The sequence below is a fragment of the Microbacterium telephonicum genome (assembly GCF_003651225.1).
In the GTDB taxonomy this organism is placed as follows: domain Bacteria; phylum Actinomycetota; class Actinomycetes; order Actinomycetales; family Microbacteriaceae; genus Microbacterium; species Microbacterium telephonicum.
In genome coordinates, this window is the sequence record NZ_RCDB01000002.1 from 570,628 (window position 1) to 591,729 (window position 21,102).

Sequence of the window (21,102 nt, forward strand, 5' to 3'; positions counted from 1 at the left end):
ACCCACGAATCCGGAAACCTTCCTTCTAGAATCGGGGGCGTGACCCGGATCGTGCTCCACGGTGGAGAGGTCGTCGACGGCCTCGGCGCCGGCCCGCGGCGTGCCGACGTCGCCGTCGAGGGCGGGCTCATCACGGCCGTCGGCGAGATCGCACCGGTGCCGGGCGACGAGATCCTCGATGCTCGCGGCCGGCTGATCCTGCCCGGTTTCGTCGACGCGCACTCCCACGTCGACGGCGCCGTGTTCCGCCCCGAGGTGCAGCTCGCGCTCCTCCGCCAGGGCGTGACGACGGCGATCGCGGGCCAGGACGGCGTGTCGTACGCCCCCGGCGACGGCGGCTGGGCCACGCGCTACTTCGCGGCGATCAACGGCGCCCACCCGACGTTCCGGGGCGGCTCCGTCGCCGCCCTCCTGCGCACCTACGACGCCGGGCTGCCCCTCGACGTCGGCTACCTGGTGCCCGCCGGCACGGTGCGTCACGAGGTCATGGGCATGGCCGAGCGCCCCCCGACGGATGCCGAGCTCGCCGCGATGCGGCGCCTCGTCGCCGAGGGGCTCGCCGACGGCGCGCTGGGTCTGTCGTCCGGTCTCGACTACGTGCCCGGGATCTTCGCCGACCCCGCCGAGCTCGCAGCCATGTGCGCGCCGGTCGCCGAGGCCGGCGGCGTTTACGTCACGCACATGCGCGGCGGCTACGAGACCAACACGGCCGCGGGCCTGGCCGAAGTCGCCGAGATCGGCCGCCGCAGCGGCGTGCGCGTGCACGTGTCGCACTTCCACGTCGCCGCCGACGACGGCATCCGACTCGTCGACGCCCTGCTCGACGAGGGCATCGACGTGAGCTACGACATGTACCCGTACACGCGGGGGTGCACGATCCTCGCGATGGCGGTGCTGCCGCCCTCGTACAGCGCGCTCGAGGTCGACGCGGCCGTGGCGCTGCTGCGCGACCCCGCCGAGCGTGCGCGGCTGCGACGCGACTGGTTCCCGAGCGTCGCCGACAAGCCGAGCCTCGGACCGCCGTGGCCGACCATGATCCGGATCGCGCACGCCCCCATGACGGCGCAGGCCGAGGGGCGCACCCTCGCCGAGCTCGCCGCCGCCGGGGTGGGCGGCGCGGCTCCCGACGGCGACGTCGTGGCCGCGACCCTCGACCTGCTCGCGCGCAACCGCCTCGAGGTGAGCGCGGTCATGGCGGTGCGCGACGAGCGGCCCGTGAGCGACCTCGGTCGCCTGTTCGCCCACCCCGCCCACTCCGGGGGCTCCGACGGGATCTTCATCGGTTCGGCGCCGCATCCGCGCGCGCGGGGCACGTTCGCGCGCTTCCTCGGCACGTACGTGCGTGAGACGGGGGCCCTGAGCTGGCAGGATGCCGCGCGCCACCTCGCGGCGGGTCCGGCGCGCCGGTTCGGCCTGCACGATCGCGGCACCGTCACCGCCGGGATGCGCGCCGACCTCGCCGTCGTCGACCCCGCCGTCGCCACCGACCGCGCCACCTACGACGATCCGACCGCCCTGGCCGTCGGCATCGACGACGTGCTCGTGGCCGGCGTGCCGGTGCTCGCCGGCGGCGCGCTCACCGGCGCGCTGCCCGGCGGCGCCGCACGCCGCACCTCGACCGTCTCCGCCGCATCCCCGCACCACCACCCCATCGAGAGGAACCCCCATGCCCCGTGACGCCGTCATGATCGAGGACGCCCCGAACCCCGCGGGTCCGTACAGCCACGGCGTCGTCGCCGGCGGCTTCCTGTTCACCGCCGGCTTCGGACCGCAGGACCCGGCCACCGGACAGGTCGTCCCCGGCGGCGTCTACGAGCAGACGCAGCAGGTGCTGCGCAATGTGGAGTCGGTGCTGGCCGCGCGCGGCGCGACGATGGACGACGTCGTGAAGGTGACGGCGCACCTCGAGCACCTGAACGCCGACTTCGCCGAGTACAACCGCGCGTACGGCGAGTTCTTCACCGCGCCCTACCCGGTGCGCACGACCGTCGGCTCGACCCTCGCCGACATCCTGGTCGAGATCGACGTGGTCGCCCACCTCCCCGAGGCCTGACGATGACGTGGCAGCGCCTCCCCGAGGGCCGGATGCTGCGCGGCGACGACAAGGCGCTGCCCGCCTGGGCCGAGGGCCTCACCGCGGCCGAGTTCGTGCAGCGCGGGCCGCGGCTGAGCGACCTGTGGACGCCTGCGCTCGTCCTCGACGAGGCGGCGCTGCTCGGCAACGCGGCGTTCCTCGCCGACTGGACCGCCGCCCGCGGCCTCGAGCTCATGCCGCACGGCAAGACGACGATGGCGCCGCAGCTGTGGCGGCTGCAGCGGGACGCCGGTGCCACCGGGCTGACCGTCGCGACGCCGTGGCAGCTGCGCGTCGCCCGCGGCGCCGACATCGGCGACGTCATGCTGGCGAACCAGATCGCCGACCCGCACGCGGCGCGCTGGCTCGCCGCCGACCTCGAGGCGCGTCCGGGCCGGGTGTGGTCGTGGGTCGACGACGCGGTCGGTATCCGGCTGCTCGCGGCCCACGCCGGCGCGCGGCCGTTCGAGGTGCTCGTCGAGCTCGGCCGACCCGGCGGACGCACCGGCGCCCGTGATCTCGCGCACGCGCGGGAGCTCGCCGCGATGGTGCAGGACAGTCCGGGCCTCGTGCTCGCGGGTGTCGCCGGGTACGAGGGCGCCGTCGCGCACGGGCGTGAGGCGGCGGCCCTCGAGGCCGCCGAGCGGTTCACCCGCGATCTCTTGACGCTCCACGCCGAGTTGCGGGACCATGCCGACGATCCGGCCGATTTCTTGGTCACGGCGGGCGGTAGCGCGTTCCCCGACGTCGTCGCCGACGTTCTGGCCGAGGCCGCGGCATCCGGTCCCGGACGGTACGTCCTGCGCTCGGGCGCCTCCCTCATCCACGACGAGGGGTACTACGCCTCGGTCTCACCGTTCGAGGGCGCCGGGCTCGCCCCGGCGGCGCGGGCCGTGACGCGGGTGGTCTCGTCGCCCGACGTCGGGCTCGCCCTCCTCGACGCGGGACGCCGCGACGTGCCGTACGACCTCGACCTGCCGACGCCGCTCGGCCTTCCCGCGGCGCAGGTGACGGCTCTCAACGACCAGCACGCGTTCCTGCGGATGCCGGCGGGGAACCCGGCGCCGCCCGTGGGCGCGACCGTGATGCTCGGGCTGTCGCATCCGTGCACGATGTTCGACAAATGGCGGCTGATCCCGGTGGTCCGCTCGTTCACCGAGGTGGATCCGCCGGTCGTCGGACTCGTCGAGACCCGCTTCTGACCCTTCGCGCCCGTCCGCGTCGGCCGGACCCCGCCCCGCTCAGGCCGAGGCGCGACGGGCGTACGGCGTCAGCACGAGCACGGCGACGACGATCACGAGCGCGACCAGCGCCAACCCGCCGTACCCGATCCACGACAGCACGACCCCCGCGAGGATCGCACCCACGCCGCCGACGAGGCTCATCGCGAGGTCGCTGCGCCCCTGCCGGCGCGTGCGGCGGTCTTCGGAGGACGCCTCGACCAGCAGCGCCGCGCCCGCGACGGTCGACGCACTCCAGCCGAGGCCCAGCAGCACCAGGGCCACTGTGACGGCGACCGTCGATGCCTGCCCGAGCGCCGCCGCCAGCAACGACGCCGCGAGCACACCCTGACCGAGCAGCACCGTCGCGATGCGCCCCCACCGGTCGGCGAGGACGCCGAACACCGGCGACAGCGCGTACATCCCGGCGATGTGCAGGCTGATGGTGAGGCCGACGACCTCGATCGACGCGCCGTGGTGCATCAGGTGCACGGGGGTCATGGCCATGACCGCCACCATGACGCCGTGGGCGCCGGCGATCGCGACGATCGCGTAGCGCGCGAGCAGCGGCCGGTCCGGCCCCGCGACACGCGCCGCGACCGTGGTGGGCGCTGCGGCGATGCGCTGCGCCAGCAGCAGCGGATCGGGGCGCAGTGCGACGAGGTACAGGGCCACGGCGAGCACCTGCGCGACGACGGTGAACAGATACGGGCCCGTGAGGGCCGGCATGCCGAGAGAATCGCCGAGCGCCTGCCCGGGACCGACGAGGTTCGGCCCCAGCACGGCACCGATCGTGGTCGCCCAGACGACGATCGACAGGTCGCGGCCGCGTGAGGACACCGTCGCGAGGTCGGCCGCCGCGAACCGGGACTGCAGGTTCGCGGCCTGCCCCGCCCCGATCAGCGCGAATCCCAGCAGCAGCACGGGGAAGGAGCGGATGCCGGCCGCCAGCACGACGACGAGCACACCGGTCAGCGCCAGCAGCATCCCCGACGCGAGCGCGGGACGACGTCCCCGGCGCCGCGCGAACGAGGCCAGGGGCACGGCGAACGCCGCCGTCCCGAGCGTGACGAGGGCCGTCGCGAGCCCCGAGAAGGTCTCGTCGCCCGAGATGTCGGTCGCGAGGATCGCGCCGAGCGAGATCGTCGCGCCGAACGCGACACCGCCGAGCACCTGTCCGAGCGAGAGCACCCACAGCGTGCGCCGGCGGATGCGGGCGAGCTCGGGCTCGGTGACGGCGGTCCCGGCCGCCTCAGGCATCGCGCACGGGGTTGCGCAGCACGCCCAGCCCCGTGATCTCGACCTCGACGCTCTCCCCGGCCACGATCGGACCGACCCCGGCGGGCGTCCCGGCGAGGATGACGTCGCCCGGCAGCAGCGTGAAGGCCTGCGAGGCGTAGGAGATGAACTCGGCGACCGAGTGCACCATCTCCCCCAGCGTGCCGTCCTGCCGCACCTCGCCGTCGACGCGCGTGATGATGCGCACGTCGGCCGTCGGCTCGAACTCGGTCTCGATCGCGGGGCCGAGCGGGCAGAAGGTGTCGAAGCCCTTGGCACGCGCCCACTGGCCGTCGGCCTTCTGCAGATCGCGCGCGGTCACGTCGTTGCCGATCGTGTAGCCGAAGACGTAGTCCAGCGCGTCGTCCACCGAGACGTTCTTGGCCACGCGGCCGATCACGGCGGCCAGTTCGCCCTCGTAGTCGACGCGCTCGGATTGGCGGGGGCGCACGATGGTGTCCCCCGGTCCGATGACGGACGTGTTGGGCTTGAGGAACATCATCGGCTCGGCCGGCACCGCGTTGCCGAGTTCGGCGGCGTGGTCACGGTAGTTGCGGGCGATGCCGATGATCTTCGAGCGCGGGATGACGGGGGCCAGCAGCGCGACCTCGCCGAGCGGGACGCGCTCCCCCGTCGTGTCGAATCCGGCGAACAGCGGGTCGCCGGCGAGCACGACGAGGTCGCTGCCGTCGACGATGCCGAAACCGATCCGCTCCTGGTGGCTGAAACGGGCGATCCTCACGCGGCCGCCCTCACGCCTCGTCGAGGCGGACGAGCCAGCCGTGGCGATCTTCGCGACGGCCGTACTGGATGTCGGTCAGCTCTTCGCGCAGCGACAGCGCGAGCTCGCCCAGCGGCTGCTCGTCGATGAAGTCGGTGCCCTTCAACTCGCCGATCGGGGCGACGACGGCGGCCGTGCCGCACGCGAACACCTCGACGATGTCGCCCGAGGCGACGCCCTCGCGCCACTCGGTGAGCGAGACGGCGCGGCCCTCGACCTTGTGACCGCGGTCGGCGGCCAGCTGCAGGATCGAGTCGCGCGTGATGCCCTCGAGGATCGAATCCGACTGCGGCGTGACGATCGTGCCGTCCTTGTAGACGAACACGACGTTCATGCCGCCGAGCTCCTCGACGTTGCGGTCCTGGTCGAGGAAGACGACCTGGTCGCAGCCCTGCTCGTAGGCTTCCGCCTGCGGCAGCAGGCTCGCCGCGTAGTTGCCGCCGGTCTTGGCGGCGCCCGTGCCGCCCTTGCCGGCGCGCGCGTAGTCCTCGCTGAGCCAGATCGAGACGGGCTTCGCACCGCCCTTGAAGTAGGCGCCGACCGGAGAGGCGATGAGGTAATAGGCCACCTTGTTGGCGGGCCGCACGCCGAGGAACGCCTCCTTGGCGAACATGAACGGCCGCAGGTACAGGCTCTGGTCTTCGCCGGAGGGCACCCACGCGCCGTCGACGGCGATCAGTTCCTTGATCGACTGCAGGAAGTACTCCACCGGCAGCTCCGGCAAAGCCAGGCGACGGGCGCTGCGCTGCAGACGGCGGCCGTTCTGGTCGGGACGGAACGTGTGGATCGAGCCGTCGGCGTGACGGTAGGCCTTGATGCCCTCGAAGATCTCCTGACCGTAGTGCAGCACGGCGGCGGCCGGGTCGAGCGAGATCGGACCGTACGGCTGCACGCGCGGGCGGTGCCAGCCGCCGCGCACCGACCAGCAGATGTCGACCATGTGGTCGGTGAACGCGGTGCCGAAGGCCGGTGCGGCCAGCAGCGCGTCGCGCTCGGCGGGCGACTTCGCGGCGAGGTTCTTGGTGACCGCGAACTCGAGCGGGGCGAGAGCGGCGTCGGGGTCGTAGGTGAGGCTCATGTGTCGTTCCTGACTTCTGCGGGCGGGTCCAGGCTACGCCTGAACGGCCGCGGCGATGGCGTCGCCGACCTGGGCGGTCGTGCGGGTGGCCGAACCCCGCGTGGCGATGTCGGCCTCGACCGCGCGGGTGACGCGGCTGGCCTCGTCGCCGAGCCCGAGGTGGTCGAGCATGAGGGCGACGGAGAGGATCGCGGCCGTGGGGTCGGCCTTCTGCTGTCCTGCGATGTCGGGCGCGGAGCCGTGCACGGGCTCGAACATCGAAGGGAACGCGCCGTCGGGGTTGATGTTCCCCGAAGCGGCGAGGCCGATGCCTCCGGTGACGGCGCCGGCCAAGTCGGTGAGGATGTCGCCGAAGAGGTTGTCGGTGACGATCACGTCGAAGCGGCCCGGGTTCGTGACCAGGAAGATCGTCGCCGCGTCGACGTGCAGATAGTCTACGGCGACGTCCGGGTGCTCGGCGGCCACGGCATCCACGATGCGCTTCCACATGCCGCCGGCATGCACGAGCACGTTCGTCTTGTGCACGAGCGTGAGCTTCTGCCGGCGGCGCTGCGCCTGCGCGAACGCGTAGCGCACGACGCGCTCGATGCCGTAGGCGGTGTTCACGCTGGTCTCGTTGGCGATCTCGTGCGGTGTTCCGGTGCGGATGGAGCCGCCGTTGCCCACGTAGGGGCCCTCGGTGCCTTCGCGGACCACGACGAAGTCGATGTCGCCGGGGGCGGCGAGGGGTCCCGGCACGCCCGGATACAGCTTCGAGGGACGCAGGTTGACGTAGTGGTCCAGCGCGAAGCGCAGCTTCAGCAACAGGCCGCGCTCGATGTTGGCGTCCTTCAGCCGCGGGTCGCCCGGCACGCCGCCGACCGCGCCGAGCAGGATCGCGTCGTGGCCGGCGATCGCCTCGAGGTCGGCATCCGTCAGCGTGTCGCCGGTGTCGAGATAGCGGCCCGCGCCGAGCGAGAAACGTGTGCGCTCGAAGACGACGTCGCCGCCGGCGGTGACGGCGTCGAGCACCTTCTCGGCTTCGGCGACCACCTCGGGGCCGATGCCGTCGCCGGGGATGACGGCCAGGGTGACGACGCGCGACATTGCTCTCCTCGGGGTCGGGGACGCGTCGCCGATCAGTGCGTGGGCGGCGCGGTGCGGGACGACTCCCGCGTGCCTCCCAGCGTAGTGGCCGCAATGACGCCGGCCACGGCGACGAGCGCGGCGCCGATGAGCGCCGTGATGACCACACCCGAGTCGAAGGCGTGCGCGGCGGCGGTGCGCAGGGCCTCGGCGGCGGCCGGGGCGAGCGTGTCGGCGACCGTCATCGCACCGGCGAGGGTCTCGCGCGCGGCGGCTTCGGCGGCCGCGGGCAGGCCGCCCGGCAGCACGAGCCCGTTCCGGTAGGCCGCCGTCAGGATGCCGCCCAGCACCGCCGTGCCGAGCACGGCGCCGAGCTCGTAGGCGGTCTCCGACACGGCGCTGGCCGCACCCGCCTTCGCGGGCGGCGCCGTGGCCAGCACCAGCTCGTTCGAGACCGTCTCGGCGGCGCCGATCCCCATGCCCAGCAGCGTGAAGGCGCCCACCAGCAGCGGGAGCGACTCGACGGCGAACGGGATGATCAGATACGCCGACACCGACAGCACGAGCGCCGACGGCACCACGACCCGGGGCGACACGCGACGCGAGATCGGCACGACGAGCAGCCCGGCGACGATCATCGCCGCCATGCCCGGGACGAGCGCGAGCCCCGCGGCCATCGGCGACAGGCCGACGATGAGCTGCAGGTGCTGCGAGACGAAGTACAGGAACCCGACGAGCGCGATGACGCTGAGCAGGTTCACCAGGAGCGCGCCGGTGAACGCGCCGCGGGTGAACAGCCGCATGTCGAGCATCGGCGCCGGCGAGGCGAGCTGACGGCGGACGAACAGCACCCCGAAGCCGACACCGACCACGACGAGCACGAGCGGCAGCATGCCGACGCCGTGCACGGCGGTCTCCTTGATCGCGTAGACGACCGGGATCATCGTGAGCATCGACAGCACGATGCTGACCGGGTCGATGCGTCCGGGCTTCGGGTCGCGGCTCTCGGGCACGAGGAACGGCGCGCACACCAGCAGCGGGATGAGCACGGGCACCGACATGAGGAACACCGATCCCCACGCGAAGTGCTCGAGCAGCAGCCCGCCGACGATCGGGCCGAGCGCCGCACCGGCCGAGAACATCGACGCCCAGACGGCGATCGCGAGCCGGCGCTGGTCGCGGTCGGTGAAGATCGAGCGCAGCAGCGAAAGGGTCGAGGGCATGAGCATCGCGCCGAACACGCCCATCGCGGCGCGTGCGGCGATGAGCGCGGTCGCCGTCGGGGCGAACGCGGCGAGCACCGAGACGGCGGCGAATCCGGTCGCGCCGATCAGCAGCATCCGACGGCGGCCGAACCGGTCACCCAGGGTCCCCATCGTGACGAGGAGGCCGGCGAGCACGAGCGGGTAGGCGTCGATGATCCACAGCTGCTCGATGCTGGTCGGCTGCAGGTCTCGCGCGATGTCGGGCAGCGCGAAGCTCAGCACGGTGTTGTCCACCGAGACGAGCAGCACGGGCAGCATCAGCACGATCAGCGCGAGCCAGCCGCGTACGCCGACGCGCCTCCCGGCGGATTCGGCCAACTGGATCTCTTCGGTCAGGGTCACGTCGTCACATCGCTCTCGAGGTCGGACGGCGAGTTTCTTAACCGTCCAGCCGGTATAGTAACACGGAGAACCCGCCGTTCGGAAGGATGATGGAGTCATGAGCCGTCCCCCACGCGCCCGCGAACTGGTGCTCGACGCCTTCGAGCGGTTGCTGCTGGGCGAGGGCGCCAAGTCGGCGACGATGGATGCCGCGGCGCACGCCGCCGGCGTCTCCAAGGGCGGTCTGCTCTACCACTTCCCCAGCAAGGACGCGCTCGAGGCCGGCATCGTCGCCCGCCTGGACGCACTCGTGACCGCCGACATCGCCGAGATCAAGTCGGCGCCGGAGGGGCCCGTCGCCTACTTCCTGCGCTCGTCGGTCATGGACGACGACCCGCTCGACCGCGCGATCGTCGCCGTCTCACGCCTGGCGCAGGCCGGCAGCGCCGGGGCGAACACGGCGCTGCGCGACATGCGCGAGCGCTGGGAGCGCACCCTCCGCCCGCACGTGCGCGATCAGGCGGCCCTCGACCTCGTCATCCTGGTGAGCGACGGCCTGTACTTCAACAACGCGCTCGGCGTGGCCGAAGCGGCCGCCCTCGTGCCGCAAGGTGCGGACCTCGACGCGCTCATCGCGCTCGTGACGCGCACCACCGCGCCCTGACGCTCCGGCATCCGCGTTCGACGCTCGGCATCCGCGCGTTCGGGAGGAGATGTGCATTCGGGAGGGCGGATCGCCGCCCTTCATCCTCCCGAACGCAGATCTCCTCCCGAGTGAACGGGGATCGTCGGGACGGTCAGTCCTCAGTGAGCTCGATCTGACGGAAGATGTCGCCCGCGACGGCCTCGCGCATCTGCTCGAGGATCTCGTCGGGCACCGGCGACGACACCGTCAGCACCGACAGGGCGCGCCCGCTGGCGTCGGGACGCGCGACCTGCAGGCTCTCGATGTTGATGCCCGCTTCGCCGAGCTTCTGACCGTAGATCGCCACGATGCCGGGGCGGTCGGCGTAGCGCATCACGACGTGGTGGCGCTCGATGGGCACCTCGAGCTCGTAGCCGTTGATGCCGACGACCTTCGGCACCATGCGGGTGCCGGCGAGGGTGCCCGAGACGGTGAGCTCCGACCCGTCGGCGAGGGTGCCGCGCAGGATGGTGATGTTGCGGTACAGCGGGCTCTCGGCCTCGACGACCAGACGCGTCTCGATGCCGCGCTGCTCGGCGAACAGCGGCGCGTTGACGTACGAGACCTTCTCGCTGACGATGTTCGTGAAGATGCCCTTGAGCGCGGCGAGCTTGTAGACGCTGACGTCGTACTCGGCGAGTTCGCCGCGAACCTCGATGTCGAGGCTCGTGAGCGCGCTCGTCGCGAGCCCCGTGAAGATCTGACCGAGCTGCTCGACGAGGGCGATGCCGGGGCGCACGAACGGGTCGATGATGCCGCCCGCGACGTTGACGGCATCCGGCACGAGATCGCCTTCGAGGGCGAGCTTGACCGAACGCGCGACGGAGACGCCCGCCTTCTCCTGCGCCTCGTCCGTGGACGCCCCCAGGTGCGGGGTGACGACGACGTTGGGCAGCTCGAGCAGCGGGAAGGCGGTGCCGTCGGGCTTGGGGGGCTCCGAGGTGAAGACGTCGAGGCCGGCGCCGGCGATCTCCCCGGTCGTGAGCGCCGCGTGCAGGGCGGCCTCGTCGATGAGCCCGCCGCGGGCGACGTTGACGACGTAGGCGGTCGGCTTCATGATCGCGAACTGCTCCGCGCCGATCATCCCCGTCGTCTCGGGGGTCTTCGGCATGTGGATCGTGACGAAGTCGCTCTCGCGCAGCAGGTCGTCGAGCTCGCGCAGCTGCACGCCGAGCTGCTGGGCGCGGGCGGGCGTCACGTACGGGTCGTAGGCGATGACCGAGACGCCGAAGGCCTGCAGGCGGGCCGCGATGAGCGCGCCGATGCGGCCGAGGCCGATGATGCCGACGGTCTTCTCGAACAGCTCCGTGCCCGTGAACGAGCTGCGCTTCCACGCGCCCGCGGCCAGCGACGCGTGCGCCGCCGGGATGTGGCGCGCGAGGCTCAGGATGTGGCCGACGGTGAGCTCGGCGGCGGAGATGATGTTGGAGGTCGGGGCGTTGACGACCATGACGCCGGCCGCCGTGGCCGACTTGATGTCGACGTTGTCCAGGCCGACACCGGCGCGGGCGATGACCTTGAGCGACGGCGCGGCGGCGATCGCCTCGGCATCCATCTTCGTCGCCGAGCGGATCAGGACGGCATCGACGTCGGCGAGGGCCGGCAGCAGCAGGCCGCGGTCGGCGCCGTCGACGTGACGGATCTCGAAATCGGGACCGAGGGCGTCGATGGTGGCGGGAGAGAGTTCTTCGGCGATGAGGACGACGGGCTTGGACACGGCAGAACCTTCGTGTTTGGTGCTGGGAGAGGCCACGCCGCACGACGTCGGGGCGGGTGAGGACAGCCTACCGGCCGGTGTCGGAGCCGCCGAACCGTGTGACGCCGTGCGAAATCGGATGCCGGTGCGCCGCGCGTGCGGCCGTCAGCCGCCGAGCATCGACGCGCCGGAGACCACCGAGTAGGCGAGCACGTCGAGCCAGAACACCGCGACGACGCCGAGCCCGGCGAGCAGGACGAGGGCGAAGCGGCCGGGCGTGCGTCGCCAGCCCAGGGCGAAGGCGGCGCCGAAGACGAGCACCGGCAGCACGGCGGCGAACAGCAGCACGCCCCAGCCGAGCACGTTGAGGCCGAGCGCACCCGATGCCTGGGCGACGAGGAAGGCGACGGCGTTCCAGACGGCGTACGCGTAGAGCAGACCGAACAGCCCCGCGATGGTGACGACGAGCCATACCGGCGTGCGCGGCGCGGTGGTGGCGGATGCGGGGGCGCTCACGCGACGACTCCGATCATGAGCAACGGCCACGGCACGAGCAGGAGCGCTCCCCCGATGAGCCACGCGAAGCGCACCCACGCCTTCCCGGCGCGCGTGAGCAGGTACACCGTCGCGAACCACAGCACGGGTGCGGCGACGGCGACCCACAGGAACGGCGCGAAGGCGGCATCCGTCACGAGGAAGCGCGCGACGCCCTGCAGCCGCAGCCCGCCGATGATCCACCCGATCGTGTAGAGCAGGTAGACGCCGCCGAGCAGGCCGAGACCGATGAGGGCGGCGTTGCTCAGCTGCGGCGCGTCCTCCCGCTCCTCGTCGGCGTCGGATGCCGCACCGTCGGTGTGCGCGGATCCGGACGCGGGCGGGGTGGTGGCGAGATCGTCACTGCCCTTGCCGACGGCGGTGAATCCGGTCGGAAGCGCCGCGCCTGCGGCCCGGGTGTGGAGGGTCGGGTCGTCGTCGCCGTCCCAGCTGAGCGCGTCGTCGTCCCCGTCCCTGTGCACCCCGACAGCCTACCCGGCGCCGGGAGGGCGGCTCAGCCGCGGGCGGCGGCGACCGCCGCGGCCACGATCGCGGCGCTGGTCGCATCGTGTCCCGTTGCGCCCCCACCGGGGCCTGAGGGCGAGGCGGAGCCCGCGCGGGTGCGTGCGGACAGGTGCACCGCGTCGACGCCGGCCGCACGCAGCGCCGCGATGTCGCCCGGCTGCACTCCCCCGCCGGCCTGCACCTCGAGGGTGCCCGCGGCCCGCTCGACGAAGTCGCGCAGCGCCGGGATCCCGTCGACGGAGCGCGGCGCGCCGCCCGAGGTGAGAACGCGGTCGACGTCCTCGGCCAGGAGGGCGTCGAAGACGGCGGCCGGATCGGCGGCGGCGTCGATCGCCCGATGGAACGTCACGGTCGCGCCCGCCGCGGCGTCCCGCCACCGCCGGAGGGTGTCGCGGTCCAGCCCGCCGTCCGCATCGAGCGCCCCCACGACGACGCCCCCGGCACCGCGCGCGACGCACGCCGCGATGTCGGCGGCGACGACGGCGACCTCGTCGGCGTCGTAGACGAACCCGCCGCCGCGAGGCCGCACGAGCACATTGACGAGCGCCGGGTCGACGGCGGCGAAGACCGACTCCAGGATGCCGAGAGACGGGGTGATCCCTCCCATCTCGAGGGCTTGGCACAGCTCCAAGCGGTCGGCGCCGCCCGCGATGGCGAGGGCCGCACCGGCGGCGTCCTGAACGGCGATCTCCACGGTGATGCTCACCGGGTCAGCGTACGCCCCGGCGCGCCGTCGACCGCGGTCAGCCGGCCGGAAGAAGCGCGCCGGTACGAGAAGGAGCCCGGCCCCTTGTGGGGACCGGGCTCCGGATGGCTCTTGACAGCCGTCCCCGGCGGATCGCCGGGAGTCTGACGCGCGGGGCGCGACGGGATCAGCGCGCGGCGGATCCCTCGGTGTAGTCGGCGTCCTGCTGCTTCCAGGCGAACAGCGCGCGCAGCTCCTTGCCGACCTCTTCGATCGGGTGCTGGGCGGCCTTCTCGCGCAGGGCGAGGAACTCGGGGGCGCCGGCATCCTGGTCGCCGATGAAACGCTCGGCGAACGCACCCGACTGGATGTCGGCGAGCACGCCCTGCATGTTCTCCTTGACGCGCGGGTCGATGACGCGCGGGCCCGAGACGTAGTCGCCGTACTCGGCGGTGTCGGAGATCGACCAGCGCTGCTTGGCGATGCCGCCCTCCCACATGAGGTCGACGATGAGCTTGAGCTCGTGCAGCACCTCGAAGTAGGCGATCTGCGGCTGGTAGCCGGCCTCGGTCAGCGTCTCGAAGCCGTACTGGATCAGCTGCGAGACGCCGCCGCACAGCACCGCCTGCTCGCCGAACAGGTCGGTCTCGGTCTCCTCGGTGAAGGTCGTCTTGATGACGCCGGCACGGGTGCCGCCGATCGCCTTCGCGTACGAGAGGGCGACGTCCCAGGCCTGGCCGGACGCGTCCTTCTCGACGGCGATGATGTCGGGGATGCCACGACCGGCGACGAACTCGCGACGCACCGTGTGGCCGGGGGCCTTCGGGGCGACGAGGATGACGTCGACGCCCTCGGGCGCCTCGATGTAGCCGAAGCGGATGTTGAAGCCGTGCGCGAAGGCGAGGGTCTTGCCGTCGGCGAGGTTCGGCTTCACGTGGTCGTTGTAGATGCCGCGCTGGTGCTGGTCGGGCGCGAGGATCATGATGAGGTCGGCCCAGGCGGTCGCGTCGGCGACGTTCTTGACCTCGAAGCCCTCGTCCTGCGCCTTCTGCGTCGAGGCGGAGCCGTCCTTGAGCGCGATGACGACCTCGACGCCGGAGTCGCGCAGGTTGAGCGCGTGGGCGTGGCCCTGCGAGCCGTAGCCGACGATCGCGACCTTCTTGCCCTGGATGAGCGACAGGTCGGCGTCGGAGTCGTAGAAGATCTCGGCCATGTGTGTTGTTCTCTTTCTGTATTCCGGTCGTTGAAAGTGCGGTCAGCCGCGCAGCACGCGCTCGGTGATGGATTTTCCGCCGCGTCCGATGGCGAGCAGGCCCGACTGGGCGAGCTCCTTGATGCCGAACGGTTCGAGCGCGCGCAGGATCGCGTCGATCTTGCCGCGGTCGCCGGTGACCTCCACCACGAGCGCATCGGTCGCGTAGTCGACGACCGAGGCGCGGAAGAGGTTCACCACCTCGATGACGTTCGAGCGGGTCTGGTTGTCGGCGCGCACCTTGATGAGCATGTGCTCGCGCTGCACGGAGGCCGCGTTCTCCAGCTCGACGATCTTGATGACGTTGACGAGCTTGTTCAGCTGCTTGGTCACCTGCTCCAGAGGCAGGCTCTCCACGTCGACGACGACCGTGATGCGCGACAGGCCCGGCACTTCGGTGACACCCACCGCGAGCGACTCGATGTTGAAGCCACGGCGGGCGAACAGGCCCGCGACACGGGTGAGCAGGCCGGGCTTGTCCTCCACGAGGAGGCTCAGGACATGACGGCTCATCAAGCCTCCTCGTCGAACGACGGCGCGTGGTCGCGGGCGTACTGCACGTAGCTGTTGCTCACGCCCTGCGGCACCATCGGCCACACCATGGCGTCGGCCGAGACGACGAAGTCGATCACGACCGGACGGTCGTTGGTCGCGAGGGCGAGTTCGATCGCGGCATCCACGTCCTCCTCCTTCTCGACGCGGATCGCGAGGCACCCGTAGGCCTCGCCGAGCTTGACGAAGTCGGGGACGCGCATCGTGCCGTGCCCGGTGTTGAGGTCGGTGTGCGAGTGGCGGCCGTCGTAGAACAGCGTCTGCCACTGGCGCACCATGCCCAGGCTCGAGTTGTTGATGATCGCGACCTTGATCGGGATGTCGTTGATGACGCAGGTGGCGAGCTCCTGGTTGGTCATCTGGAAGCAGCCGTCGCCGTCGATCGCCCACACCGGGCGGTCGGGCTGCGACACCTTGGCGCCCATCGCCGCCGGCACCGCGTAGCCCATCGTGCCGGCGCCGCCGGAGTTGAGCCACGCGTTGGGCCGCTCGTACTTGATGAACTGCGACGCCCACATCTGGTGCTGGCCGACGCCGGCGGCGTAGACGCCCTCCGGGCCGGTGAGCTCACCGATGCGCGAGATCACGTATTGCGGCGACATGAGTCCGTCGCTGGGCTGTGTGTAGCCGAGCGGGAACTCTTCGCGCAGGCCGTCGAGGTACGACCACCACTCGCTCGTGTCGGCCTTCTCGGACGTCGCCGAGTAGGCGGCATCCAGGTCGATGAGCACGTCGCGCACGTCGCCCACGATGGGCACGTCGGCGGTGCGGATCTTGGAGATCTCGGCGGGGTCGATGTCGACGTGCACGACCTGCGCGTTCGGGGCGAACAGGGCCGCCTTGCCGGTGACGCGGTCGTCGAAGCGGGCGCCGAGGGCGACGAGCAGGTCGGCCTCCTGCAGCGCGAGCACCGCCGGAACGGTGCCGTGCATGCCGGGCATGCCGAGGTGCTGCGGGTGCGAGTCGGGGAACGCGCCGCGCGCCATCAAAGTCGTCACGACCGGCGCGTGGGTCGCCTCCGCCAGGCGGATCAGCTCCGCCGAGGCCTGCGCGCGGATGACGCCGCCGCCGACGTAGAGCACGGGCTTCTTGGCCGCCGCGAGCAGCTGCGCCGCCGCCTGGATCTGCTTGCCGTGGGCCTTGGTCACCGGGCGGTAGCCGGGGAGGTCGATCTTCGGCGGCCACACGAACGGCGCGGAGGCCTGCTGGGCGTCCTTCGTGATGTCCACGAGCACGGGGCCGGGACGGCCGGTCGAGGCGATCTCGTACGCGGCCGCGATGGCGCCGGGGATCTCGTTCACGTCCTTCACGAGAATGGAGTGCTTCGTGATCGGCATCGTGATCCCCACGATGTCGGCCTCCTGGAAGGCGTCGGTGCCCATGAGGGTCGAGAAGACCTGTCCGGTGATGCACAGCATCGGCACGGAGTCCATGTAGGCGTCGGCGATCGCGGTGACGAGGTTCGTCGCGCCGGGACCGCTCGTGGCGATCGCGACGCCGACCTTGCCGGATGCCGAGGCGTACCCCTCGGCCGCGTGTCCGGCGCCCTGCTCGTGACGCACGAGGATGTGCCGCAGCTCCGTGGAATCCAGCAGCGGGTCGTACACGTGCATGATGGCGCCGCCGGGCAGACCGAAGACGTCTTTCACGCCGAGCAGTTCGAGGGAGCGGACGATCGCCTGCGCTCCCGTGAGAGTGGGTGCGGACGCCGTTCCGGCGCCGCGGGCCGGCGGTCGCGGCAGGGCCGCGGAGATGTCGGAAGACATGATGATGACCTCGCAGGGGATCTGACTGTGTCGGAAGCCTTACCCGGTGATCGCGCCCTCCGCAGCGGAGTGCACGAGCTTCGAGTACTTGGCCAGGACGCCACGGGTATAGCGCGGGGGAAGGGGCTCCCAGCCCGAGCGGCGGGAGCTCAGCTCTGCGTCGTCGACGAGTAGGTCGAGAGTGCGAGCCGCGATATCGACCCGTATCAGATCACCATCGCGCACGAAGGCGATGGGACCAGCGTCCACCGCTTCGGGTGCTATGTGGCCGATGCACAGGCCGGTTGTGCCGCCTGAGAATCGTCCGTCCGTCAAGAGTAGTACATCTTTTCCGAGGCCCGCGCCCTTGATGGCCGCCGTGATGGCGAGCATCTCGCGCATGCCGGGACCGCCCTTGGGGCCTTCATAGCGGATGACGATGACGGTGCCGGGGGCGATGTCGCCGTTCGCGACGGCATCCATTGCGGCACGCTCGCGTTCGAACACGCGGGCGGGGCCCTCGAAGACGGTGGCGTCGAATCCGGCGGTCTTCACGACCGCGCCCTCGGGGGCGAGCGAGCCGTGCAGGATCGTGATGCCGCCGCTGGCGTGGATCGGGTTGTCGAAGGTGTGGATGACCTCGCCGTCGATGGGCTCGGGGTCGAGGTCGCGCAGGTTCTCGGCGAGCGTCTTGCCGGTGACGGTGAGCGCATCGCCGTGCAGCAGGCCCTCGTCGAGCATCGCCTTCATGACGACCGGGATGCCGCCGTGACGGTCGACGTCGTTCATGACGTACTTGCCGAACGGCTTCATGTCGGCCACGTGCGGCACCTTGTCGCCGATGCGGTTGAAGTCGTGCAGCGACAGGTCGACCTCGGCCTCGCGGGCGATCGCGAGCAGGTGCAGGACGGCGTTGGTCGAGCCGCCCAGTGCCATGACGAGGGCGATGGCGTTCTCGAACGCCTCCTTCGTGAGGATGTCGCGCGTCGTGATGCCCTGACGGAGCAGGTTCACGACCGCCTCGCCGGAGCGGTGCGCGTAGTAGTCGCGGCGACGGTCGGCCGACGGCGGCGCCGCGGAGCCGGGCAGGCTGAGTCCCAGCGCCTCGCCGACGGAGGCCATCGTGTTGGCGGTGTACATGCCGCCGCACGCGCCCTCGCCGGGGACGATCGCGCACTCGATGCGCTTGAGGTCGGCCTCGCTCATCTTGCCGGCACGGCAGGCGCCGACGCCTTCGAACGAGTCGATGATCGTGACGTCCTTCTCGGTGCCGTCGCTGAGCTTGACCCAGCCGGGCATCGTCGATCCGGCGTAGAGGAAGACGCTCGACAGGCCGAGGCGGGCACTGGCCATCATCATGCCGGGGATCGACTTGTCGCAGCCGGCGAGCAGCACGGTGCCGTCGAGACGCTCGGCCATGATCACCGCTTCGACCGAGTCGGCGATGACCTCACGGCTGACGAGGGAGAAGTGCATGCCCTCGTGGCCCATCGAGATGCCGTCCGAGACCGAGATGGTGCCGAACTGCAGGGGATAGCCGCCGCCGGCGTGCACGCCCTCCTTGGCTCCCTGCGCGAGCCGGTCGAGGCTCAGGTTGCAGGGCGTGATCTCGTTCCAGCTCGAGGCGATGCCGATCTGCGGCTTGTCCCAGTCTTCGTCGCCCATGCCCACGGCGCGCAGCATGCCGCGCGAGGTGGTGGCTTCGATGCCGTCGGTGACCGCACGACTGCGGGGCTTGATGTCGATGGTTTCGTCGGACGCAGGCATTCTCGAAGTCTATTCCCGCCCGGTGGCCCGCTCGTGCGCCAGTGCCATCAGGACCGACGCCAATTCTTGGATGTCATCGACACGCATCGCCGCCGCCGTCTCCCCCGCCCCCACGCGGATGCCGAGGTCGCCGTGTCCGAGGCTGCGCAGTGCGTCTTCGTCGGTGACGTCGTCGCCGGCGAAGACGACGGCGGTCGCGCCGGTCACGGCCCGCAGGTGCGCGACCGCGTCGTCCTTGCCGGCCGCACGCGCCGAGTACTCGGTGAGGTCGTGCCCCCGTCGGCTGCGCCACCCCGGCGCGCGCTCTGCGACGAGTCTCGCCACGGCGGCGTGGGCGTGCTCCGCGTCGGCGGGGGCCGCGAGGCGGGTGTGCACCGCGAACCCGTAGGGCTTCGTTTCGAGCCAGACGCCCTCGCGCCCGGCGATCGCCTCGCGGGCTGCAGCGGCGAGCGCGGTCAGCCGCTCCGCGGCGTCGGTCTCGTCGGCATCCGGGGCATCGGCATCCGCGTCGGGGTCCGGGGCATCGGTGTCCGACTCGGCCGGGTAGAACTCGGCGCCGTGCGACCCGGCCAGGCGGATGCCGGCGGCCGGGTCGAACTCGGAGATGACCCGCAGATCGGCGACGCTGCGTCCCGACACGAACGCGACCGTCGTCTCCGGTGCGGCCTGCAGCGCGGCGACGGCCGCGCGCGCCTCAGGGGTCATGCGCGCCGACATCGGCTCGTCGACGAGGGGCGCCAACGTCCCGTCGAAGTCGAGGGCGACGAGCAGCCGGGGTGTCGCGGCGACCCGCGCGATCTTCGGGTCGAGGCTCACCGCTGCGACTCCGCGCGGGCCTGTGTCAACGCCTCCAGGAACGAGGTCGACCACGCCGTGACATCGTTCTCGCGCACCTTGCGGCGCAGGGCCCGCATGCGGCGACCCTGTTCGACGCCGGACATCTCGATCGCCTGCACGATCGCGTCCTTCATCCCGTCGATGTCGTGCGGATTGATCTTCACGGCCGTCGTGAGTTCGTCTGAGGCGCCGGCGAACTCACTCAGCACGAGCACGCCGCGGTTGTCGACCCGGCTGGCGACGTACTCCTTCGCGACGAGGTTCATGCCGTCGCGCAGCGCCGTCACCAGCATGACGTCGGCGGCGAGGTAGAGCGCGACCATCTCCTCGCGGGGGAACGCCTGGTGCAGGTAGCGGATGGCGGTGTGACCGACCGTGTCGTGGTCGCCGTTGATGCGCCCCACCGTCAGCTCGATCTCGTCGCGCAGGTGCTGGTACGCATCGACCCGTTCACGGCTGGGGCTCGCGACCTGCACGAGGGTGACGTCGGCCACGTCGATGCGGCCGTCCTCCAGCAGTTCGCCGAACGCCTTCATGCGGTGGCGGATCCCCTTCGTGTAATCCAGCCGGTCCACGCCGAACAGGATGGTCTTGGGGTTGCCGAGGCTCTCGCGGATCTCGGCGGCGCGCGCTTGGATGTCGGGTCGCTGCGCGAGCTCCTCGTACATCTCGGCGTCGATCGAGATCGGGAAGGCGCGCGCGATCGCCGACCGCGTGCCGCCGTCGGCGGTCGGCACCGCGATGCCGCTCGCCTTCGTGGGGTACTTGAGCTGTCGCCGCACCGCCCGTGCGAAGTTGCCGGCATCCGCGACGCGCTGGAAGCCGATGACATCGGCCCCGAGCAGGCCCTCGAGCACCTGCCGACGCCACGGCAGCTGCGAGTACAGGCCGTATGCCGGGAACGGGATGTGATGGAAGTAGCCGATCGTGAGGTCGGGTCGCAGCTCCCTCAGCATCCGCGGCACGAGCTGCAGCTGGTAGTCCTGCACCCACACCGTCGCCCCCTCGGCGGCGACGTCGGCGGCGGCGCGGGCGAACCGTTCGTTGACCTTCACGTAGGTGTCCCACCACATGCGGCGGTATCGCGGCTCGGCGATGACGTCGTGATAGAGCGGCCAGAAGGTGTCGTTCGACATGCCTTCGTAATAGTGCTCGACCTCGCTCTCGCTCAGGGAGATCGGGACCAGATGGATGCCGTCGGCGTCGAACGGGGCGAGCTCGAGGTCCGGTTGTCCCGGCCAGCCGACCCACGCGCCGTCGCTGCGCTGCATGACCGGCTCGAGCGCGGCGACCAGCCCTCCGGGGGACGGTCGCCACTCGTCTTCGCCCACCCGATCGACGGGAAGTCGATTGGCCACCACGACGAAATCTGCTGTATTCACTTGCGCACCCGCATCCCTGTCCGAGCTTCCAGGCTATCGGCCGCGCCGCGAACCCTCCCGGGGGTACCCGCCCGCAGGATCGCTCGGGTAGCGTGTCGGGATGCGCAAGTACCTGTTCGGGACCGGCCTCATCGGAACGATCACGAGCGGCTTCACGCTGCTGAAGGCGCTGCGCGAGAGCGACGAGCCGTTCACGTGGCGCACGGCGCTCGCGTGGCTGTCATGGGGAATCAGCCTGGCTCTCGCGGTCGGCGCGATCGTCGACACCCGCAACGCGTCGCGCGGGCGACTGGTCGCATCCGACTCCGCCGTCGCCGGCGACGAGCAGAAGCTGCTGAAGCGCCGCCTCAAGGGCTGATG

Annotated in this window: 20 protein-coding genes; 5 read left to right on the top strand and 15 right to left on the bottom strand. The window is 71.4% G+C overall.

Features of this window, described 5'->3' with window-relative positions; genetic code table 11:
* Positions 1-39: 39 nt before the first annotated feature.
* From C7474_RS07680 to C7474_RS07690, 3 genes are read left to right on the top strand one after another with little or no spacing between them, the layout of a single operon-like run.
* Complete coding sequence (locus tag C7474_RS07680) at positions 40-1,677, top strand: N-acyl-D-amino-acid deacylase family protein (RefSeq protein WP_121058610.1); 1,638 nt, start codon at positions 40-42, stop codon at positions 1,675-1,677.
* Positions 1,667-2,053, top strand: a complete 387-nt coding sequence (locus tag C7474_RS07685) for a RidA family protein (protein ID WP_121058612.1) — start codon at positions 1,667-1,669, stop codon at positions 2,051-2,053. Before C7474_RS07680 ends, C7474_RS07685 begins: the two co-directional genes overlap by 11 nt.
* 2 nt (positions 2,054-2,055) lie before the next feature.
* Complete coding sequence (locus C7474_RS07690; protein ID WP_121058614.1) at positions 2,056-3,276, top strand: alanine racemase; 1,221 nt, start codon at positions 2,056-2,058, stop codon at positions 3,274-3,276.
* Between the two features lie 39 nt (positions 3,277-3,315).
* Here C7474_RS07690 and C7474_RS07695 read toward each other — a convergent pair whose 3' ends face one another.
* From C7474_RS07695 to C7474_RS07715, 5 genes are read right to left on the bottom strand one after another with little or no spacing between them, the layout of a single operon-like run.
* On the bottom strand, positions 3,316-4,554 hold the full coding sequence (locus C7474_RS07695; RefSeq protein WP_121058616.1) for an MFS transporter: 1,239 nt from the start codon (positions 4,552-4,554) through the stop codon (positions 3,316-3,318).
* Positions 4,547-5,314 carry a fumarylacetoacetate hydrolase family protein gene (locus C7474_RS07700; RefSeq protein WP_121058618.1) on the bottom strand — a complete coding sequence of 256 codons (768 nt, stop codon included), beginning with the start codon at positions 5,312-5,314 and terminating at the stop codon, positions 4,547-4,549. Before C7474_RS07700 ends, C7474_RS07695 begins: the two co-directional genes overlap by 8 nt.
* A 10-nt stretch (positions 5,315-5,324) precedes the next feature.
* On the bottom strand, positions 5,325-6,431 hold the full coding sequence (locus C7474_RS07705; RefSeq protein WP_121058620.1) for a branched-chain amino acid aminotransferase: 1,107 nt from the start codon (positions 6,429-6,431) through the stop codon (positions 5,325-5,327).
* A 33-nt stretch (positions 6,432-6,464) separates the two neighbouring features.
* Positions 6,465-7,517, bottom strand: a complete 1,053-nt coding sequence (locus C7474_RS07710) for a 3-isopropylmalate dehydrogenase (RefSeq protein ID WP_121058622.1) — start codon at positions 7,515-7,517, stop codon at positions 6,465-6,467.
* Between the two features lie 32 nt (positions 7,518-7,549).
* Entirely contained in the window at positions 7,550-9,103 is a 1,554-nt protein-coding gene (locus C7474_RS07715) for an MFS transporter (protein WP_121058624.1), read from the bottom strand.
* Between the two features lie 97 nt (positions 9,104-9,200).
* Between C7474_RS07715 and C7474_RS07720 the strand changes: the two genes are divergently transcribed.
* Positions 9,201-9,746 (top strand): TetR/AcrR family transcriptional regulator, encoded by a 546-nt coding sequence (locus C7474_RS07720; protein ID WP_121058626.1) that lies wholly within the window; start codon positions 9,201-9,203, stop codon positions 9,744-9,746.
* A 133-nt stretch (positions 9,747-9,879) separates the two neighbouring features.
* On the opposite strand, the gene serA is transcribed toward C7474_RS07720, so the two are convergent.
* The 10 genes from serA to C7474_RS07770 all read right to left on the bottom strand — a co-directional run bounded on the left by serA (position 9,880) and on the right by C7474_RS07770 (position 20,742).
* Complete coding sequence (gene serA / locus C7474_RS07725; protein ID WP_121058628.1) at positions 9,880-11,484, bottom strand: phosphoglycerate dehydrogenase; 1,605 nt, start codon at positions 11,482-11,484, stop codon at positions 9,880-9,882.
* Between the two features lie 144 nt (positions 11,485-11,628).
* Positions 11,629-11,979 (bottom strand): bacitracin resistance protein, encoded by a 351-nt coding sequence (locus C7474_RS07730; RefSeq protein ID WP_121058630.1) that lies wholly within the window; start codon positions 11,977-11,979, stop codon positions 11,629-11,631.
* Positions 11,976-12,479, bottom strand: a complete 504-nt coding sequence (locus C7474_RS07735) for a DNA polymerase III subunit gamma/tau (RefSeq protein WP_121058632.1) — start codon at positions 12,477-12,479, stop codon at positions 11,976-11,978. Before C7474_RS07735 ends, C7474_RS07730 begins: the two co-directional genes overlap by 4 nt.
* A gap of 32 nt (positions 12,480-12,511) precedes the next feature.
* Positions 12,512-13,228 (bottom strand): copper homeostasis protein CutC, encoded by a 717-nt coding sequence (locus tag C7474_RS07740; RefSeq protein WP_121058634.1) that lies wholly within the window; start codon positions 13,226-13,228, stop codon positions 12,512-12,514.
* Between the two features lie 166 nt (positions 13,229-13,394).
* Positions 13,395-14,420: a ketol-acid reductoisomerase gene (gene ilvC / locus C7474_RS07745; RefSeq protein WP_121058636.1), complete on the bottom strand. Its 1,026-nt coding sequence runs from the start codon at positions 14,418-14,420 to the stop codon at positions 13,395-13,397.
* Between the two features lie 42 nt (positions 14,421-14,462).
* The gene (gene ilvN / locus C7474_RS07750; RefSeq protein WP_121058638.1) at positions 14,463-14,972 is read right to left on the bottom strand and encodes an acetolactate synthase small subunit; all 510 of its coding nucleotides are present in this window, start codon (positions 14,970-14,972) and stop codon (positions 14,463-14,465) included.
* Complete coding sequence (locus tag C7474_RS07755) at positions 14,972-16,777, bottom strand: acetolactate synthase large subunit (RefSeq protein ID WP_121058640.1); 1,806 nt, start codon at positions 16,775-16,777, stop codon at positions 14,972-14,974. Before C7474_RS07755 ends, ilvN begins: the two co-directional genes overlap by 1 nt.
* Before the next feature lie 39 nt (positions 16,778-16,816).
* On the bottom strand, positions 16,817-18,523 hold the full coding sequence (gene ilvD / locus C7474_RS07760) for a dihydroxy-acid dehydratase (protein ID WP_121058642.1): 1,707 nt from the start codon (positions 18,521-18,523) through the stop codon (positions 16,817-16,819).
* Positions 18,524-18,532: 9 nt separating this feature from the next.
* Positions 18,533-19,339, bottom strand: a complete 807-nt coding sequence (gene otsB / locus C7474_RS07765) for a trehalose-phosphatase (RefSeq protein ID WP_199692395.1) — start codon at positions 19,337-19,339, stop codon at positions 18,533-18,535.
* Positions 19,336-20,742: an alpha,alpha-trehalose-phosphate synthase (UDP-forming) gene (locus tag C7474_RS07770; protein WP_199692396.1), complete on the bottom strand. Its 1,407-nt coding sequence runs from the start codon at positions 20,740-20,742 to the stop codon at positions 19,336-19,338. The genes otsB and C7474_RS07770 overlap by 4 nt, the downstream gene beginning before the upstream one ends.
* A 100-nt stretch (positions 20,743-20,842) precedes the next feature.
* Here C7474_RS07770 and C7474_RS07775 point away from each other — a divergent pair, with 100 nt between their 5' ends.
* Positions 20,843-21,100 carry a cytochrome c-type biogenesis protein gene (locus C7474_RS07775; protein WP_121058644.1) on the top strand — a complete coding sequence of 86 codons (258 nt, stop codon included), beginning with the start codon at positions 20,843-20,845 and terminating at the stop codon, positions 21,098-21,100.
* The last annotated feature ends 2 nt before the right edge of the window (positions 21,101-21,102 follow it).

What these genes read in the sequence shown, in the direction of transcription:
- C7474_RS07685 (WP_121058612.1), top strand. Translation starts at nt 1,667, where the DNA reads ATGCCCCGTGACGCCGTCATGATCGAGGACGCCCCGAACCCCGCGGGT.
- C7474_RS07690 (WP_121058614.1), top strand. Translation starts at nt 2,056, where the DNA reads ATGACGTGGCAGCGCCTCCCCGAGGGCCGGATGCTGCGCGGCGACGAC.
- C7474_RS07695 (WP_121058616.1), bottom strand. Translation starts at nt 4,554, where the DNA reads ATGCCTGAGGCGGCCGGGACCGCCGTCACCGAGCCCGAGCTCGCCCGC.
- C7474_RS07705 (WP_121058620.1), bottom strand. Translation starts at nt 6,431, where the DNA reads ATGAGCCTCACCTACGACCCCGACGCCGCTCTCGCCCCGCTCGAGTTC.
- C7474_RS07710 (WP_121058622.1), bottom strand. Translation starts at nt 7,517, where the DNA reads ATGTCGCGCGTCGTCACCCTGGCCGTCATCCCCGGCGACGGCATCGGC.
- C7474_RS07720 (WP_121058626.1), top strand. Translation starts at nt 9,201, where the DNA reads ATGAGCCGTCCCCCACGCGCCCGCGAACTGGTGCTCGACGCCTTCGAG.
- ilvC (WP_121058636.1), bottom strand. Translation starts at nt 14,420, where the DNA reads ATGGCCGAGATCTTCTACGACTCCGACGCCGACCTGTCGCTCATCCAG.
- ilvN (WP_121058638.1), bottom strand. Translation starts at nt 14,972, where the DNA reads ATGAGCCGTCATGTCCTGAGCCTCCTCGTGGAGGACAAGCCCGGCCTG.
- C7474_RS07755 (WP_121058640.1), bottom strand. Translation starts at nt 16,777, where the DNA reads ATGTCTTCCGACATCTCCGCGGCCCTGCCGCGACCGCCGGCCCGCGGC.
- ilvD (WP_121058642.1), bottom strand. Translation starts at nt 18,523, where the DNA reads ATGCCTGCGTCCGACGAAACCATCGACATCAAGCCCCGCAGTCGTGCG.
- C7474_RS07775 (WP_121058644.1), top strand. Translation starts at nt 20,843, where the DNA reads ATGCGCAAGTACCTGTTCGGGACCGGCCTCATCGGAACGATCACGAGC.